Here is a 14375-nt window from a genome sequence, read left to right on the forward strand (position 1 = left end):
CGCTGGTGGGACAATCCGGGCCGCATCACTGAGCTTTCCCGCATGGCGACAGGTCGAGCGTCACCACGCGTTTCACGTAGTCGGAGACATCGATGCCGCCCATGAAGTCCGCATAGCCGCGCAGCTTGTCCTCGACGCTGTCGCAGCTGTCGCTGCCGATATTGCCGGGCGGCTGGTTGCCGGAATAGCCGTTGAGCGTCGGTCTTCCGATATCCTGGGCGAGGATCATCGCGTCGAGCTCGGCATGCACCATGTCGACCCGCACGTCCGATCCGGTCCTTACCCAGATGATGGCGTCCGGCGGCAGATCCGTCGGCAGGATCGCCTTCAGCGCGGCCTGCCTTTCCTGCCACATTGCGATGGGGTCGGAGCGCGGCGGGACGTTAAGCGGCTCGAGAACGACCAGGGCAGCCCCAGCCAGGACGACCGCGACATCGGCCATCGCGGTCCTGCCGACGGCCCGCCTCAGATAGTCGACACCCAGCCCGGCCAGCACGGAAATCGGCAGGAGCATGACGACGATGATGCGGGTGACGGCGCGCACGGCGTTGATGCCCGGCAGCCAGGCGATCAGGTAGTAGAACGAAAAGTGCTTGATCCATAGCGTGCCGATCATCATCAGCAGCAGTGACCACATCATGGTCTTGCCGATCCTCGAGCCCGGCTGACGCCACGCCCCCAAGATGCCGGCCGCAGCCAGCGCGACCGCGCCGAAGCCCACGAACATCTGGTGCTCGTGCCGGACCGGCATGGGGATCGAGCGGGCGACGCCGTCGAGCCAGGGACTGACATCAGCCACGATATAGCTCGCCCAGCGCGGCAGCATCGGCGTGATCTGCTCGACGTCGCGCCCAAGATCGTAGAGGCGCGACACCGCAAAATAGTTGCCGACTAGATATGCGAGCGCGGCGAGGGCCGCCACGCCGACTGCCGCGCCGAGCGCCTTCGTCGCGGCCGTCTCGCGCGAAAGGCTCTCGAGCCATGGCCGCAGCGGTACGCTGCGCTCCTGGCGAACGAGCACGGCCGTCATCGCAGCCAGCAGGTAGAACAGGAATATGCCGACATAGATCGAACAGTAGAACTGCCACACCGTCCAGACGATCACCGTCACAGCGTCCATCGCCCGCCGCCTCGTGAACAACTGCCAAAGCGCGAGCACGGCCAGAGGGACCGCAAAGCGGTAGACCAGTTGCGCATGGCCGTTTTGCGCCAGAGCGGGAATCGCGAAGGTGAAGAGGAATGCGCCGATGGCCGACGCCGCCGGTGACAGGCCGAACCGGTTCAGCGCATAAAGGGCCGCGAGGAAGTTCAGGATGAATCCGGCCAGGTACCAGACGTCGAACGCATGCTCGCGCATGGCGCCGAGGAGCCGCGCCGCGACGTAGACGGCGCCAGACCCGAGATGATTGTCGCTGAACGCAAGCACGCCGCCGAACGGGAAGAAGAAGTCCGGGCTCCACAGCGCATTCTGCTGCCCCGTCGCCAGGCGAAAAAGATGCTCGAGGACGACGCTGTTGAAGCGCGGATCGCCAATGTCTCCGGGGACCATGCTGAAGTAGCCCATGTCGGGCAGCACGCTGCCGAACATGCCGATCGCCAGGAGCAGCGGCGCCAGCACCCACTCGTGCATGGACCAGCCAGCAGCCGGCGCCGTTCTCCGGTCCAGCCGCGCGGGCCGCTCAACATTCATATCCCATCACCCCCTTCCTGCTGTTTGCGAAGGGATCGACGAGCGCGTCGGTCTTCTCGTCCATCAGCCACCTTTGCTTCGGCAGGAGATTCGTGCGGAAGAAGCGGCTGAAGCTCGCCAGCGCCTCGCCGCGCGGCGTCAAGCGGACGCAGCCGTTGTCGAGGGTCACCGTTCCGGACTCGATCTGCTCGGTCAGCCTCACGTCGACGAGACGAAACTCGGGCATGTACTCGCCAACGAAAACATCGCCCAGGCGGTCGGCGCGAATGCCGCCGCCACGCTGCTGGATCTTTTCGAGGATGTAGAAGGACAAGGACCGGTCAAGCACGGTCGGGACGGAGATCGCCACCGTGTACCCCGTCAGCAGCCACAGGCAGCAGAGCAGCAACCGCTCGAAGCCGCCGAACGGAAGGCGCCGGCGAAGCGCAAGCATGATCGCCGCCGTCGCTACCGCGGCCACGACGCCGTCGAAAACGGCCGCGTAGAGCACCACCGTTACCGGAAAGATCCAGACATGCGCCAGGTAGAACGCCGCCATCAGCGCCAGGAACAGCAGCGTCAGGAGGAGCGCCGCCCAGACCTTCAAGGCGCGAACACCAACGTTCGGTTGGCGACGAAACTGATCATCACCTGCAGTCCCGTTGCGATGAGGAAGCCGATGCGAAAATCGTACCCGAGCCGATCAGTCCAGACAAAAAGCACGCCAGCGTGCAACACGGCCAGCATCGCATAGATGAGCACGAACCGCCACAACTGCCCCGACCAGTCGCCATCGCCCGCCTCGAAGACGAAATAGCGGCTGCCGAGGAAAGAGACGGTAATCCCGACGACGGCCGCGGCAAAGTTCGCGGCGCCGGCCGACGGGACGCCAACGACTTCAAGCAGGAACACGAGGACGGAATAGTGCGCAGCGGTCGCGGCTATCCCGTTCGCCAGGTACCGCGCGAACTGCCGCCGCGCGTCAGCCCGGGGTCTGTCCATGGACCTCGTCGACCTCCCTGATCAGCGTGCGATAGTCGACCGCGGCCAGGCTGGAGACGCGCGCGACCCCCGACAGGACGAGCGTCATCAGCGTCAGCGTGCCGGTCTGCAGGAGGACGAGCAACAGAATCCCGAGCGCGACCGAGAACCACCCGGGCGTCGCGAAGCCGATCGCCTTCAGCACGACCGCCAGCCCCATCAGCGCCAGCGACGTCGCGGCGACGGCGGCGCACAGGATGCAGACCCGGACGAGAACGTCTTCCGAAAAGACCATCAGGGCGCGCACGCCGTGCAGGACCAGGGACGAAAAATTCATCTTGCTGCGGCCGCCATAGCGTTGCCCGCGGTCGATCGGCGCATAGGCGACCCGCAGCCGAGACAAAAGTACGCTGCTGGCGACATGAACCCACAATTCCGGCATCGCGGCCAGAACCCTCGCACCGGCCGGCGTGACCGCCATGAAGTTGCCGAAGGTGATGCGGCGCCCGCAAAGCAGCGTGAAGATCACCTTGTAGAAGGCATAGAACGCCTTGAAGACGAGCGATTCATGCCGGTTCTTCCGTTCCGCGACGGCGACATCGACGCTGCCGTCCGCCAGCGACCTCAGCAGCGCCGGCGCCGTCGCCGGAATGTCCTCGCCGTCGGAATCCATGACGACGACGCGTGCGTCGGGCATCTTGTCCGCAGCGTAGTTCAGACCGGTCGCGATCGCCCTCTGATGCCCGAGATTGCGCCGCAGGTGGATGACGACGCCTCGCAACCCCGCTCCGGAGATCGCCGAGGAATGCACCTCGCTTTCGACCGAGCCGTCATCAACCAGCACGACGTAGACATCGGGCCCCAGCGCTTCCCTGAGGTCGCGGCAGAAGGTGGACGCGATGGCGCCGTCCTCGAATACCGGAGCCACGACAACCAGCGAAATCGAGCTCACGCCTGTTTCCCTCTCCAGCCAGGCAGCCAAAGCAACCGATCCGCTTTGTTAACGTCTTCGCCGACATTGGCAAGCCGGCCACGCGCGCTGGGCCCTCGCGGTCGAGGCGCCGCATTTCCGTCCGCCCGAACGCTTCGGAGGAATCACAAGCCGGTCCGGCTTGGGGGAAGCCCCCTGCCCGTATGCCTCGCAACGGACGCGCCGTGCGCGCCACCGGACCTCAGACAGTTCGCCGCGCGATGCTGCCCTTTCGTTCCTCTAGACTGCCGGCAGCAAGGCCTCCGTTCGTCCAGAATCCGGCTGCCGGATGAGGTTGAAGAGGTCCAGCTGCCAGAAGAGAGCGGGAACGCCGCCCGTGTGCAGGAAGCACATGGCCTCGTCGGCCGGCAGCGCGCCACCCTTGGCCATGTCCATGAAGCAGGCGAACGTCTTGCCCGTGTAGGTGTGCTCGAGGAAGATCGCCTCGTGCCGCGCCAGCGCAAGTATCGCCTCCTCGGCCTGCGGCGTGGGTCGGGCATAGCCCGGTCCAAGGTAGTCCATGTGGTAGTGGATGGCCGCATCCTCCAGCGGCGGCGGATTGAGCCCGGTCGTCCGCCTGAGATCGCGGTCGATACGCGCAATTCTCGCCGCCAGGTCCGCCAGCCCGTATTCCACGCTTACCAGGTGAACCTCGAACGGATTCCCCAACAAGGCATTGCCGAAGATGAAGCCCGTCTCGGTCGGCCCCATCGATCCGGGCAGGAACACGTGGCGAATCCCCGCGCCCGTCTCGTCCGACTGCCGCAGGAGTTCGGCCGCGGCACGCGCATAGCCCAGGGCGCCGACCACTCCGTTGCCGACGACATAGGGTCGCCGGCCATCGAGCCGCAACTGTTCGGCGACGTCCTCAACCACGTTTGACCGGCGGTTCTCGTCCATCGGCCCGACGAACCTGATCGTTGCGCCGAGAATGCGGCTGAGCGCCGACGCACGGCCCGCCCAGTCGTCCTGGTGTGCGTTGTGGACGATGACGCAGTCGAGGCCGGCCTTCGCCGCGGCCGCCGCGGTCAGCCGGCACTGGTTGGAGTTGGGCTCGCCGGCAACGACAAGCACGTCGGCCTCCTCCTCGAGCGCAGCACCAACCCAGAACTCCAGGCTGCGCAGCTTGTTGCCGCCGAGACCGGCTTCCATGTGGTCGTCGCGCTTGATGTAGAGGGGTCGGCGACCAAGCGTCGCTTCCAGTCGCTCCATGCGGCGAAGCGGCGTCGGTCCATCGAGGAGTGCAAAGCGCGAATGGCCGAAATCGGTCATCGTCCGTCCGCCTTGCCAGACGCCTGCAGGCTGTCGCGGAGTGACGACTTAGGGTCGACCGAGCCCATCTCGCTGCGGACCTTGTCGATGTAGTTGTACAGCGTAAACTTGGACACGTTCATTCTCGCCGCGATCAGGTCGATCGCCCCTTTCACCAAAAAGACGTTCTTCTTCTCGAGCCCCCTCACCACGTTCATGCGGTAGGTGCGCTTGTCTTGCGTGCGCAGCGAACCGTTCTCGTTCATCACTTCGCTGACGATCGCATCGACCATGCCGATCACGTCTTCGTTGCCGGCAATTGCGGGAGCCGCCGCTGGCGGCGTCTCGAAGTTGCAGAAGTTCTGCAACACGTTGATGCTGTGCATCAGGCTTTCGATGCAGAAGTCGATCCTGAGGCAGCCGAACGTCTCCCCGGATGCGTCGCGCAGCAGCGTCAGCGACGAACTCAGCCGCCGGCCGTCTGGCGTCGCGGCCGTGAAGAGCAGCGGCTGGCCGGATTCGCGCGCCGCCGAGTTCAACCGGTCGAACAGCTTCTCGGGCAGATATGATCCGATCTCGGCCTCCATGACGGTGCCGGTGACCGCAACCAGCTGCGGGCGTCGGCCGCGCATGTCATAGAGCGAAGCCTGGCAGTTCGCGCCAAACTGGCTGACCAGTGCGCTCATCAGCGCGCCATAGGATTGGAAGATCGGTTCGAGTTCCTGTTCCATGCGATCCAACACTCGTCTTGGTTATGGGGACGGTTCGGCCGTGGCTCTGCCGCGGCTGACGTTTTGGCGCGACCGGCTCTCGAGCCAGTCCACGAATTTCAGGACCGGGAAGCAGTAGCAGAAGTAGATGAGAGCCACGACGCCGTAGATGAACAGGATGTCGCCCGGGTATCTCAGAATCGCGTTTTCGCCCTCCCGGGTCAATTCGCTGATGCCGACGACCGATACGATCGACGTCGCCTTGATCAGGTTGACGTAGACGCCGCCCAGCGAGGGCAGGATCAGGGCGGCGGCCTGCGGCAGGATGATGTGCCGCAGTGTCTGGACGCGACGCATCCCGAGCGCGAAAGCACCCTCCCACTGGCCGCGCGGCACCGCGCGGATGGCGCCGCTGACGATCTCCGTGACATAGCTCGACGTGTAGATCGACAGGCTGAGAAGCGACGCAGTCATCGAATCCCACATCAGCCAGGGAATGCCGGTTCCCGGCAGGACGAAATAGATCACATAGAGCTGCACCAGGAACGGCGTGCCGCGCAAAAGGTGCAGATATCCGCCGATGAGCGTGGTTGCGTAGCGAAAGTTCTGGCCCCGGACGACGCCCAGCAGGAAGCCCAGTACCGAGCCCCCGGCCACGCCGAGCAGCGAGATGCGCAACGTCTCGACGAAGCCGGTCAGCAGAAACGGCAGGACCGAGCGCAAGACTTCTGAGTAGTGCTCGATCATGCCGGGTTCCTGTTCCAGGCCTTGCCTGCAAGCGTGCGCTGCACCCGCTGGGAGAGGACGAGCAGGATCAGGTAGATCGTCAGATAGATGGCCGCGACGGTCAGGAAGCCCTCGCCGGGCCTTATTCGCTCGCTGTTCAGCAGCATGCCGGCGGCGACAACGTCGAACACGGTGATCAGCGACAGGAGCGAAGTGTCCTTGACCAGGATCGCGGTTTGCCCGAGCAGCGCCGGCAGCGTGTTGGCGAAGGCCTGCGGCAGCACCACGTGGCGTGCGCGCTGCAGGAAGGTCATGCCGACCGCCATCGCGCCTTCGATCTGCCCCCGCTCGACGGACTGGATTCCGGAGCGGATGATCTCGGCCATGTAGGGCGCGGTATGGATGGTCAGGGCGACAATGCCGAGCCAGAGCTCCGGCCAGCGCAGGGCGGCTGGAAACAGCAACGGAAGCCCGAAATAGACGATGTAGATCTGCAGCAGCAACGGGGTCGAACGGATGGCCTGGACATAGGCTTCTGCCGGCCACGTCAGAAAGCGGGTGCCAGACAGTCGCGCGCCCGCAACGAGCGTCCCCAGCGCGACCGACAGGATCAGGCTCGCACCGGCAGCTGCCAGGGTGTTTGCGAGGCCGCGCGCGAATTCGTCGAGATAGTGCGCGACGATCCGGAAATTGTATATGCCGACAAGCCAGTCGGCGAGAAAATCCAGCAACATGAAGATCCGAACCACGATGGGCGCCGGCGACCCCGGGCCGCCGGCGCAGGTTGGGAGGACTTACTTGTGGTCGGCTTCCCAGTCCCGGGAGTTCCACCAGTACTTGACCAGGCGGTCCAGCTTGCCGTTGGCCGAGATCAGCTCGAAATAGTTGTCCATCCAGAACTTGAGGTGGCTGTTTTCGGCGCGCGTCGCGAACGCCAGCGGCTCGCGGGTAATGATGCCGTCGACAATCTTGAGGTTGGTGAACTCACCCACATAGGTCTGGGCGTTTCCGAGATCGGTCAGGGCGGCGTCGATGCGGCCGGCGGCGAGCGCCTGGGCGGTAGCCGGTCCGCTCGCGAACTCCTTCACGGTAGCGTTGGGGAGGAACTCCTTGATCGCGGTTACATAGGTTCCGCCCTGGACGCCGCCGACGTTGACGCCTTCCTTGTTCAGGTCCTGCCAGGTGGTCGCCGGGTTCTCCTTGCCGGTGAACGCCACCGTGTCCTGATAGAAGAACGGGCGGGAGAACAGCAATTGCGCCGTGCGCTGCGGAGTCGGCGTCATGTCGGCGGCGATGAGGTCGAACTTGCCGGCAAGCAGCGCCGGGATCAGGCCCTTCCAGTCATAGTCCTGCAGCACCAGCTTGACGCCGAGATCGTCGGCCATCATCTGCACGATCTCAATCGCCAGCCCCGTACGCTCGCCGTTCTTGTTAATGAAGCTGACCGGCGCGCCCTGGGTCTGGACGCCGACGCGCAATTCGCCGCGCTGCAGAATTTCGTCCATCTCGGTTTCAGCTGAGGCCAGCCCTGGAAGCGCCGCCAGCGCGATCGTGGCAACGGCCAGCGCCTTGCCTATCGACTTGAACAATTTCATGAGATCTCCTCCCTCATCAAAAGCACCGTGATTGGTGCGGGTTCAGTGGATCTGTGACAGGAAGCGGCGCGCGCGCTCGCTCTGCGGATTGGCGAAAACGGCTTCGGGCGCCCCGCTTTCGACGACTGCTCCGCCATCCATGAAGATGACGCGGTCGGCGACATCGCGGGCGAACCCCATTTCATGCGTGACGGCGACCATCGTCATGCCGTCTTCCGCGAGACCACGCATGAGGTCGAGGATGCCGCCGATCATTTCGGGATCGAGGGCCGAGGTCGCTTCGTCGAACAGCATGACGCTCGGATCCATCGCCAGCGAACGCGCAATCGCCACGCGCTGCTGCTGGCCTCCGGAAAGCTGGCCCGGATAGTGATCCTGGCGGTCGAGCACGCCGACGCGATCGAGCAGCGCCAGCGCCCTATCCCTCGCCTCGGACGCACTGCGGCGGCGCACGACGCGCTGCGGAAGCACGACATTCTCCAGTGCCGTCTTGTGCTGAAACAGGTTGAAATGCTGGAAGACCATGCCGACATCGGCGCGCAGCTTCGGGAGATCGGTCTTCGGATCGGTGACCTCGCGCCCGGCGATGCGGATGACGCCGCGATCGACCGCCACCAGCGCGTTCAAGGTGCGCAACAGCGTGCTCTTGCCCGAACCGGAAGGGCCGATGATCACCACCACCTCGCCCCGCCGGACCGACATATGGACATCGTCGAGCGCGACGCAGCCTCCACGCGACCCGATGGAAGGGAAGGTCTTGCGAACGCCGACGACGTCGATGATGGCCTCGTCGGGTGCAATTGTGCTGGCGCCCGTCATGTCTTCTCCCCCATGGACGAGCACATTTAGGCGACGCGAAATTACGTTGTCAATTTTTTTGATTTAAAAAATTTTTTGGCAAATGCATATTCCATTCTTGAGTTTGACAACTTCCTCCATCGTCCTAGAAACCCAGTAAGGCATTGGAATATCATGAATATTTACATCTCGATGGATATCGAGGGCGTTGCCGGCGTCTCCAGCGCCTTTCAGGGCCAGCGTGGCAACCCCGACTACGAACTGGCGCGCAGGCTGATGACCGCGGAGGCGAACGCTGCCGCGGCCGGAGCGTTCAGGGGCGGCGCGACGGCGGTGACGGTCGCCGATTCGCATGGGAGCATGCAAAATCTCGTGCTCGAGGACATCGACCCAAGGGTGCGGGTCGTCAGCGGATCACGACGGCCCGTCTCGATGGTCGCCGGCCTCGACCGCAGCCATGACGGACTGGTGCTGATCGGCTACCACGCGGCGGCCGGTCGGCGCGGCGTACTCGCCCACACCATCAGTTCGGCGGCCTTCCGTCACATCGACATCAACGGGATGACGACCGGCGAGCCCACCCTGTTTGCCGGCCATGCGGCGGAACTCGGCGTGCCCCTGCTCGCCGCAAGCGGCGACGACTGCCTGGCGACGGAGATCGAGGCGCAGTTTCCCGGCGCCGCGCGGATCGTCACGAAATCGACGATCTCGGCCGAAGCCGTCGACAGCATGGCCCCGGCAGCCGCGCGAGCGCTGATCGAGGAACAGGTCCGGTCGGCGGTCGAACGGGCGGGCGACTGTCCGGTCACCCCCCCTTGCCGGCCGCCCCATGTCGTCACGGTGGAGTTCCTGCGGCAGACATACGCCGACGCGGCCGCCCTGCTGCCCTGGATCGAGCGGCGCGACGTTCTGTCAGTGACGTTCACTGTCGGCAGTTTCGGCGACGCCGCAAGCATCCTCTCGGCGCTCTCGATCATGGCCGCTGCGCCGACGCAATAGGCACAGGCAGCAACCTAGAGAGCGCCCGGTCGTGGCGCCTTTATGGTTTCATTATGCACAGCCGCTTCATTCCCAATCGAGATTTGACGCTGATCGCTGCACCTATGCCTCCGAACTCTCATCGGAGAAAGCTATGTCCGACATCCTCTACCTCGCCATAGGGCTGGGCATGTTCGTCCTGCTTGCGCTCTATGCCCGCAGCCTCGGCCGAATTTGAGGAAATCGCGATGGTTGAACCACTCATCGGTCTCGCCGTTGCGCTCGCGCTAGGCATCTACCTCGTCTTCACGCTGATCAGGCCGGAACGGTTCTGATCGCGGCTTCGGAGCAAATTCCATGACACTCATTGGTTGGCTGCAGATCGGCCTGCTTCTTGCCGTCGTCGCAGCCTTGGTGAAGCCACTCGGCCGCTTCATGGCGAACATCTTCACCGGCGAACACACATTCCTTTCGCCCGTGCTCGGCCCGGTCGAGCGCGCCTTCTACGCCGCCGCCGGCGTCGACCGCAACGTCGAGCAGGGCTGGCTCGCCTACGCGTTTTCCATGTTCGCCTTCGCCGCGGCGGGTTTCGCCGCGCTTTACGCGATCCTGCGCCTGCAATTCTACCTGCCGCTGAACCCGCAGGGATTTGCCGGCATGTCGCCCGATCTCGCCTTCAATACGGCGGCCAGTTTCGTCACAAACACCAACTGGCAGTCCTACGGCGGCGAGACCACGCTCAGCCATTTCAGCCAGATGGCAGGGCTGACCGTGCAGAACTTCGTTTCAGCGGCGACCGGCATCGCGCTGGCGCTGGCGCTTACGCGCGCCTTCGCCCGTTCCGCAGCGCAGACGGTCGGCAACTCCTGGGTCGACCTGACCCGCGCCACCCTCTACGTGCTCCTGCCGCTCGCGGTAGCGGTGGCTCTTGCCTTCGTGGCGATGGGTCTGCCGCAGACGCTCGACGCGTCCGTCACCGCAACCACGCTCGAAGGCGCGCGGCAGACGATCGCGCTCGGCCCTGTCGCCAGCCAGGAGGCCATCAAGCAGCTCGGCACCAACGGCGGCGGCTTCTTCAACGTCAACGCCGCCCACCCGTTCGAGAATCCGACGGCCCTGTCGAACTACCTCAATATCGTCGCAATGCTCGGAGTCTCGGCCGCCCTCGTCTACGCCTTCGGCCAGATGGTCGGCGACCGCCGCCAGGGCTGGGCCTTCCTCGCGGTGACCGGCATCATGCTCACCCTCGCCATCGGCGCGATCTACTGGGCCGAGACATATGGCAACCCGATCCTGGCAGCACTGGGGGTCGACCCTTCGCTTGGCAACATGGAAGGCAAGGAGGTCCGTTTCGGCCAGGCGATGACGGCAGCCTACGCGGCTTCCACCACCGGCCTGTCGGACGGCGGCGTGAACGCCATGCATGGTTCGCTCACCGGGCTTGGCGGCCTCGTGCCGATGTTCTTGATGCAGCTCGGCGAGGTACTGCCTGGCGGCGTCGGCTCCGGCCTCTACGGCATGCTCGTCTTCGCGATCCTCGCCGTCTTCGTAGCCGGCCTGATGGTCGGCCGCACGCCCGAACTGCTCGGCAAGAAGATCGAGAGCCGCGAGATGAAATTCGCCATGCTCGCCGTACTCATCCTGCCGACCGCAATCCTCGGCTTTACCGCCGTTTCCGCGATGCTGCCCTTCGCTACGGCCGGCGTCGGTACGGTCGGGCCGCACGGACTGTCGGAGATCCTCTACGGGTTCACCTCCGCCGCCGGCAACAACGGCTCGGCTTTCGGCGGCCTGACGGCGAACACGCCCTGGTACAACACCACGCTCGGCATCGCCATGCTGCTCGGACGCTTCGCCTATGCCGTTCCGGTCTTGGCGATCGCCGGGGCGCTGGTCGTCAAGCCGCGCGTTCCCGCGTCGGCCGGCACCTTCCCGACCCACACACCGCTTTTCGTCGGCCTGCTGATCGGCATCATCCTGATCCTCGGCGGCTTGCAGTTCTTCCCGGCGCTCGCGCTCGGGCCGATCGTCGAGCATCTCGCGATGCTCAGCGGCGAGACATTCTGAAGGGTCTTCCCATGTCCAAGCATCCCGTTGAGGCCCACAGCCTATTCGACCCCGCCATTCTGGTTCCCGCAGCCAGGCAGGCGTTCCTGAAACTCGACCCCAGGCGCCTGATGCGCAACCCGGTGATCTTCGTCACCGAAGTGGTGGCGGCGCTGGTCACACTGCTCTTCCTGCGCGATCTGGCGGCCGGCAACGGCGACGCCGCCTTTTCGGGCCAGATCGCGATATGGCTCTGGTTCACCGTGCTTTTCGCCACCTTCGCCGAAGCCGTCGCGGAGGGCCGCGGCAAGGCGCAGGCGGATAGCCTGCGCCGCGCCAAGTCACAGCTCACCGCACGCAGGCTCGTCAAGCCGGACGGAACCGAAGCGGTCGAGATCCCGGCGACCGACCTCAAGGTGGGCGACATGGTGATCGTCGAGGCCGGCCAGCTGATTCCGGGCGATGGCGAAGTGGTCGAGGGCGTCGCCTCGGTGAACGAAAGCGCCGTTACCGGCGAATCCGCCCCCGTCATCCGCGAGTCCGGCGGCGACCGTTCGGCGGTGACCGGCGGCACCCAGGTGCTGTCAGACTGGCTGCGCATCCGCATCACCGTGGCGCCGGGGTCCAGTTTCGTCGACCGCATGATCGCGCTGATCGAGGGCGCCGAGCGGCAGAAGACGCCGAACGAGATTGCCCTGTCGATCCTGCTTTCCGGCCTGACGCTGATTTTCCTGGTCGCCGTCGTGACGCTGTGGGGCCTCGCCAGCTATTCCGGAACGGTGCTCACCGTCACAGTGCTCGCTGCGCTCCTGGTAACACTGATCCCGACCACCATCGGCGGCCTGCTCTCGGCGATCGGCATCGCCGGCATGGATCGCCTTGTGCGCTTCAACGTCATCGCGACCTCGGGCAGGGCGGTGGAGGCGGCCGGCGACGTCGACACGCTGATGCTCGACAAGACCGGTACGATCACCTTCGGCAACCGCATGGCCAGCGACTTTCTGCCAGTCGCCGGCGTCACGCGGGCCGAACTCGCACAGGCGGCGCATCTCGCCAGCCTCGCCGACGAAACACCTGAAGGTCGCTCGATCGTCGCGCTGGCGACGGGCGAGTTCGATCGCGGCCAACCGGAAATCCAACCCGACCGCGCGGTGCCCTTTGCCGCAGAGACCAGGCTGTCGGGCGTCGATTTCGGCGCACGCCGTATCCGGAAGGGCGCGGTCGACGCCGCGTTGAAGTTCGCCGGGCTGGACAACGAGGATGCGCCGACCGAGTTCCGGCAGGCCGTCGACCGTGTCGCGCGCACCGGCGGCACGCCGCTCGCGGTCGTCGAGGGCAGCCGCCTGCTCGGCGTCATCCACCTGAAGGACGTGGTGAAGCCCGGCATCAAGGAGCGGTTCGCCGCGCTGCGCGCCATGGGCATCCGGACGGTGATGGTGACAGGCGACAACCCTGTGACCGCCGCCGCCATCGCCTCGGAAGCGGGCGTAGACGATTTCCTCGCCGAGGCGACACCGGAGCAGAAGCTCGCCTTCATCCGCAGGGAACAGCACGGCGGTCGCCTGATCGCCATGTGCGGCGACGGCACCAACGACGCGCCGGCGCTGGCCCAGGCGGATGTCGGCGTGGCCATGCAGTCCGGTACGCAGGCTGCGCGCGAGGCCGCCAACATGGTCGACCTCGACTCCAGTCCGACCAAGCTCATCGAGATCGTCGAGATCGGAAAGCAGTTGCTCATGACTCGCGGCTCGCTGACGACCTTCTCGATTGCCAACGACGTCGCCAAGTATTTCGCCATCGTCCCGGCGCTCTTCATCACCACCTATCCGGCGCTATCGGCGCTGAACGTCATGGGCCTTGCATCGCCGCAATCGGCGATCCTGTCGGCAGTCATCTTCAACGCCTTGATCATCGTCGCGCTGATCCCGCTTGCCCTAAGAGGCGTAGCCTACCGGCCGGTCGGCGCCACCGCCCTGCTGCGGCGCAATCTTGTCGTCTACGGCCTCGGCGGCCTGCTTCTGCCTTTCGCGGGCATCAAGCTGGTCGACATCGCCGTTTCCGCCCTTCATCTGGTGTAGTCATGTTCGCTCACATTCGTCCCGCAATCGTCCTCACAGCAGCCTTCATCGCGCTCACCGGGCTGGCCTACCCCCTGGCAATCACGGGCATTGCGCAGATCGCCTTCCCGGCACAGGCCAACGGCAGCCTGATCCGGAACGGGGAGACGGTCATCGGCTCCTCGCTCATCGGCCAGCATTTCGCCTCCGACAGGTATTTCTGGCCGCGTCCGTCGGCGACGGCCGAGGCACCCTACAATGCCGGCGCATCGGCTGGATCCAACCTCGGCCCGACATCGGCCAACCTGGCGGCCAGGGTGAAGGGCGATGTGGCGCGGCTCGTCGCCGCCGGCATTGCCGGTCCGGTGCCGGCTGACGGTGCGACCGCTTCCGGCTCTGGTCTCGATCCGGACATCTCGCCCGAGTTCGCCCTGGCGCAGGTCGGCCGCGTCGCGGCCGCGCGCGGGCTGCCGGAGGCCGATGTGGCCGCACTCATCGACCGCTTCACGGACAGGCGCCAGCTCGGTATTGTCGGCGAACCGCGCGTCAACGTGCTTCGGCTCAACATGGCGCTCGACACAACGAAATCCTGAA

15 protein-coding genes are annotated in these 14375 nt (G+C 65.2%); 5 read left to right on the plus strand and 10 right to left on the minus strand.

Annotated features, from left to right (window positions below; translation table 11 throughout):
* Positions 1-25: 25 nt before the first annotated feature.
* The 10 genes from ABUE31_RS06830 to ABUE31_RS06875 all read right to left on the minus strand — a co-directional run bounded on the left by ABUE31_RS06830 (position 26) and on the right by ABUE31_RS06875 (position 8685).
* Complete coding sequence (locus ABUE31_RS06830) at positions 26-1630, minus strand: hypothetical protein (RefSeq protein ID WP_367722779.1); 1605 nt, start codon at positions 1628-1630, stop codon at positions 26-28.
* 49 nt (positions 1631-1679) lie between these two features.
* Positions 1680-2276 carry a hypothetical protein gene (locus tag ABUE31_RS06835; RefSeq protein WP_367722780.1) on the minus strand — a complete coding sequence of 199 codons (597 nt, stop codon included), beginning with the start codon at positions 2274-2276 and terminating at the stop codon, positions 1680-1682.
* A complete protein-coding gene (locus ABUE31_RS06840; RefSeq protein ID WP_367722781.1) occupies positions 2273-2671 on the minus strand; it encodes a GtrA family protein in 399 nt (132 codons plus the stop codon). Before ABUE31_RS06840 ends, ABUE31_RS06835 begins: the two co-directional genes overlap by 4 nt.
* Entirely contained in the window at positions 2652-3602 is a 951-nt protein-coding gene (locus tag ABUE31_RS06845; protein WP_367722782.1) for a glycosyltransferase, read from the minus strand. The genes ABUE31_RS06840 and ABUE31_RS06845 overlap by 20 nt, the downstream gene beginning before the upstream one ends.
* A gap of 258 nt (positions 3603-3860) precedes the next feature.
* Positions 3861-4892 (minus strand): pyridoxal-phosphate dependent enzyme, encoded by a 1032-nt coding sequence (locus ABUE31_RS06850; protein WP_367722783.1) that lies wholly within the window; start codon positions 4890-4892, stop codon positions 3861-3863.
* Positions 4889-5602, minus strand: a complete 714-nt coding sequence (locus ABUE31_RS06855; protein ID WP_367722784.1) for a helix-turn-helix domain-containing protein — start codon at positions 5600-5602, stop codon at positions 4889-4891. The genes ABUE31_RS06850 and ABUE31_RS06855 overlap by 4 nt, the downstream gene beginning before the upstream one ends.
* Before the next feature lie 21 nt (positions 5603-5623).
* Positions 5624-6328: an amino acid ABC transporter permease gene (locus tag ABUE31_RS06860; protein WP_367722785.1), complete on the minus strand. Its 705-nt coding sequence runs from the start codon at positions 6326-6328 to the stop codon at positions 5624-5626.
* Positions 6325-7056, minus strand: a complete 732-nt coding sequence (locus ABUE31_RS06865) for an amino acid ABC transporter permease (protein ID WP_367722786.1) — start codon at positions 7054-7056, stop codon at positions 6325-6327. Before ABUE31_RS06865 ends, ABUE31_RS06860 begins: the two co-directional genes overlap by 4 nt.
* 45 nt (positions 7057-7101) lie before the next feature.
* Complete coding sequence (locus tag ABUE31_RS06870) at positions 7102-7902, minus strand: ABC transporter substrate-binding protein (RefSeq protein ID WP_367722787.1); 801 nt, start codon at positions 7900-7902, stop codon at positions 7102-7104.
* Between the two features lie 42 nt (positions 7903-7944).
* Positions 7945-8685, minus strand: a complete 741-nt coding sequence (locus ABUE31_RS06875; RefSeq protein WP_437344106.1) for an amino acid ABC transporter ATP-binding protein — start codon at positions 8683-8685, stop codon at positions 7945-7947.
* 189 nt (positions 8686-8874) lie between these two features.
* Here ABUE31_RS06875 and ABUE31_RS06880 point away from each other — a divergent pair, with 189 nt between their 5' ends.
* The 5 genes from ABUE31_RS06880 to kdpC all read left to right on the plus strand — a co-directional run bounded on the left by ABUE31_RS06880 (position 8875) and on the right by kdpC (position 14374).
* On the plus strand, positions 8875-9699 hold the full coding sequence (locus ABUE31_RS06880) for a M55 family metallopeptidase (RefSeq protein WP_367722789.1): 825 nt from the start codon (positions 8875-8877) through the stop codon (positions 9697-9699).
* Positions 9700-9926: 227 nt separating this feature from the next.
* Positions 9927-10013: a K(+)-transporting ATPase subunit F gene (kdpF, locus tag ABUE31_RS06885; RefSeq protein WP_353830946.1), complete on the plus strand. Its 87-nt coding sequence runs from the start codon at positions 9927-9929 to the stop codon at positions 10011-10013.
* 22 nt (positions 10014-10035) lie between these two features.
* Positions 10036-11745, plus strand: coding sequence for a potassium-transporting ATPase subunit KdpA (gene kdpA / locus ABUE31_RS06890; protein ID WP_367722791.1), 1710 nt, complete (start codon positions 10036-10038; stop codon positions 11743-11745).
* A gap of 11 nt (positions 11746-11756) precedes the next feature.
* Positions 11757-13802, plus strand: coding sequence for a potassium-transporting ATPase subunit KdpB (gene kdpB, locus ABUE31_RS06895; protein ID WP_367722792.1), 2046 nt, complete (start codon positions 11757-11759; stop codon positions 13800-13802).
* Positions 13803-13804: 2 nt separating this feature from the next.
* Complete coding sequence (gene kdpC, locus ABUE31_RS06900; RefSeq protein WP_367722793.1) at positions 13805-14374, plus strand: potassium-transporting ATPase subunit KdpC; 570 nt, start codon at positions 13805-13807, stop codon at positions 14372-14374.
* Position 14375: the final 1 nt, after the last annotated feature.

This window comes from Mesorhizobium marinum, assembly GCF_040813675.1.
In the GTDB taxonomy this organism is placed as follows: domain Bacteria; phylum Pseudomonadota; class Alphaproteobacteria; order Rhizobiales; family Rhizobiaceae; genus Mesorhizobium_K; species Mesorhizobium_K marinum.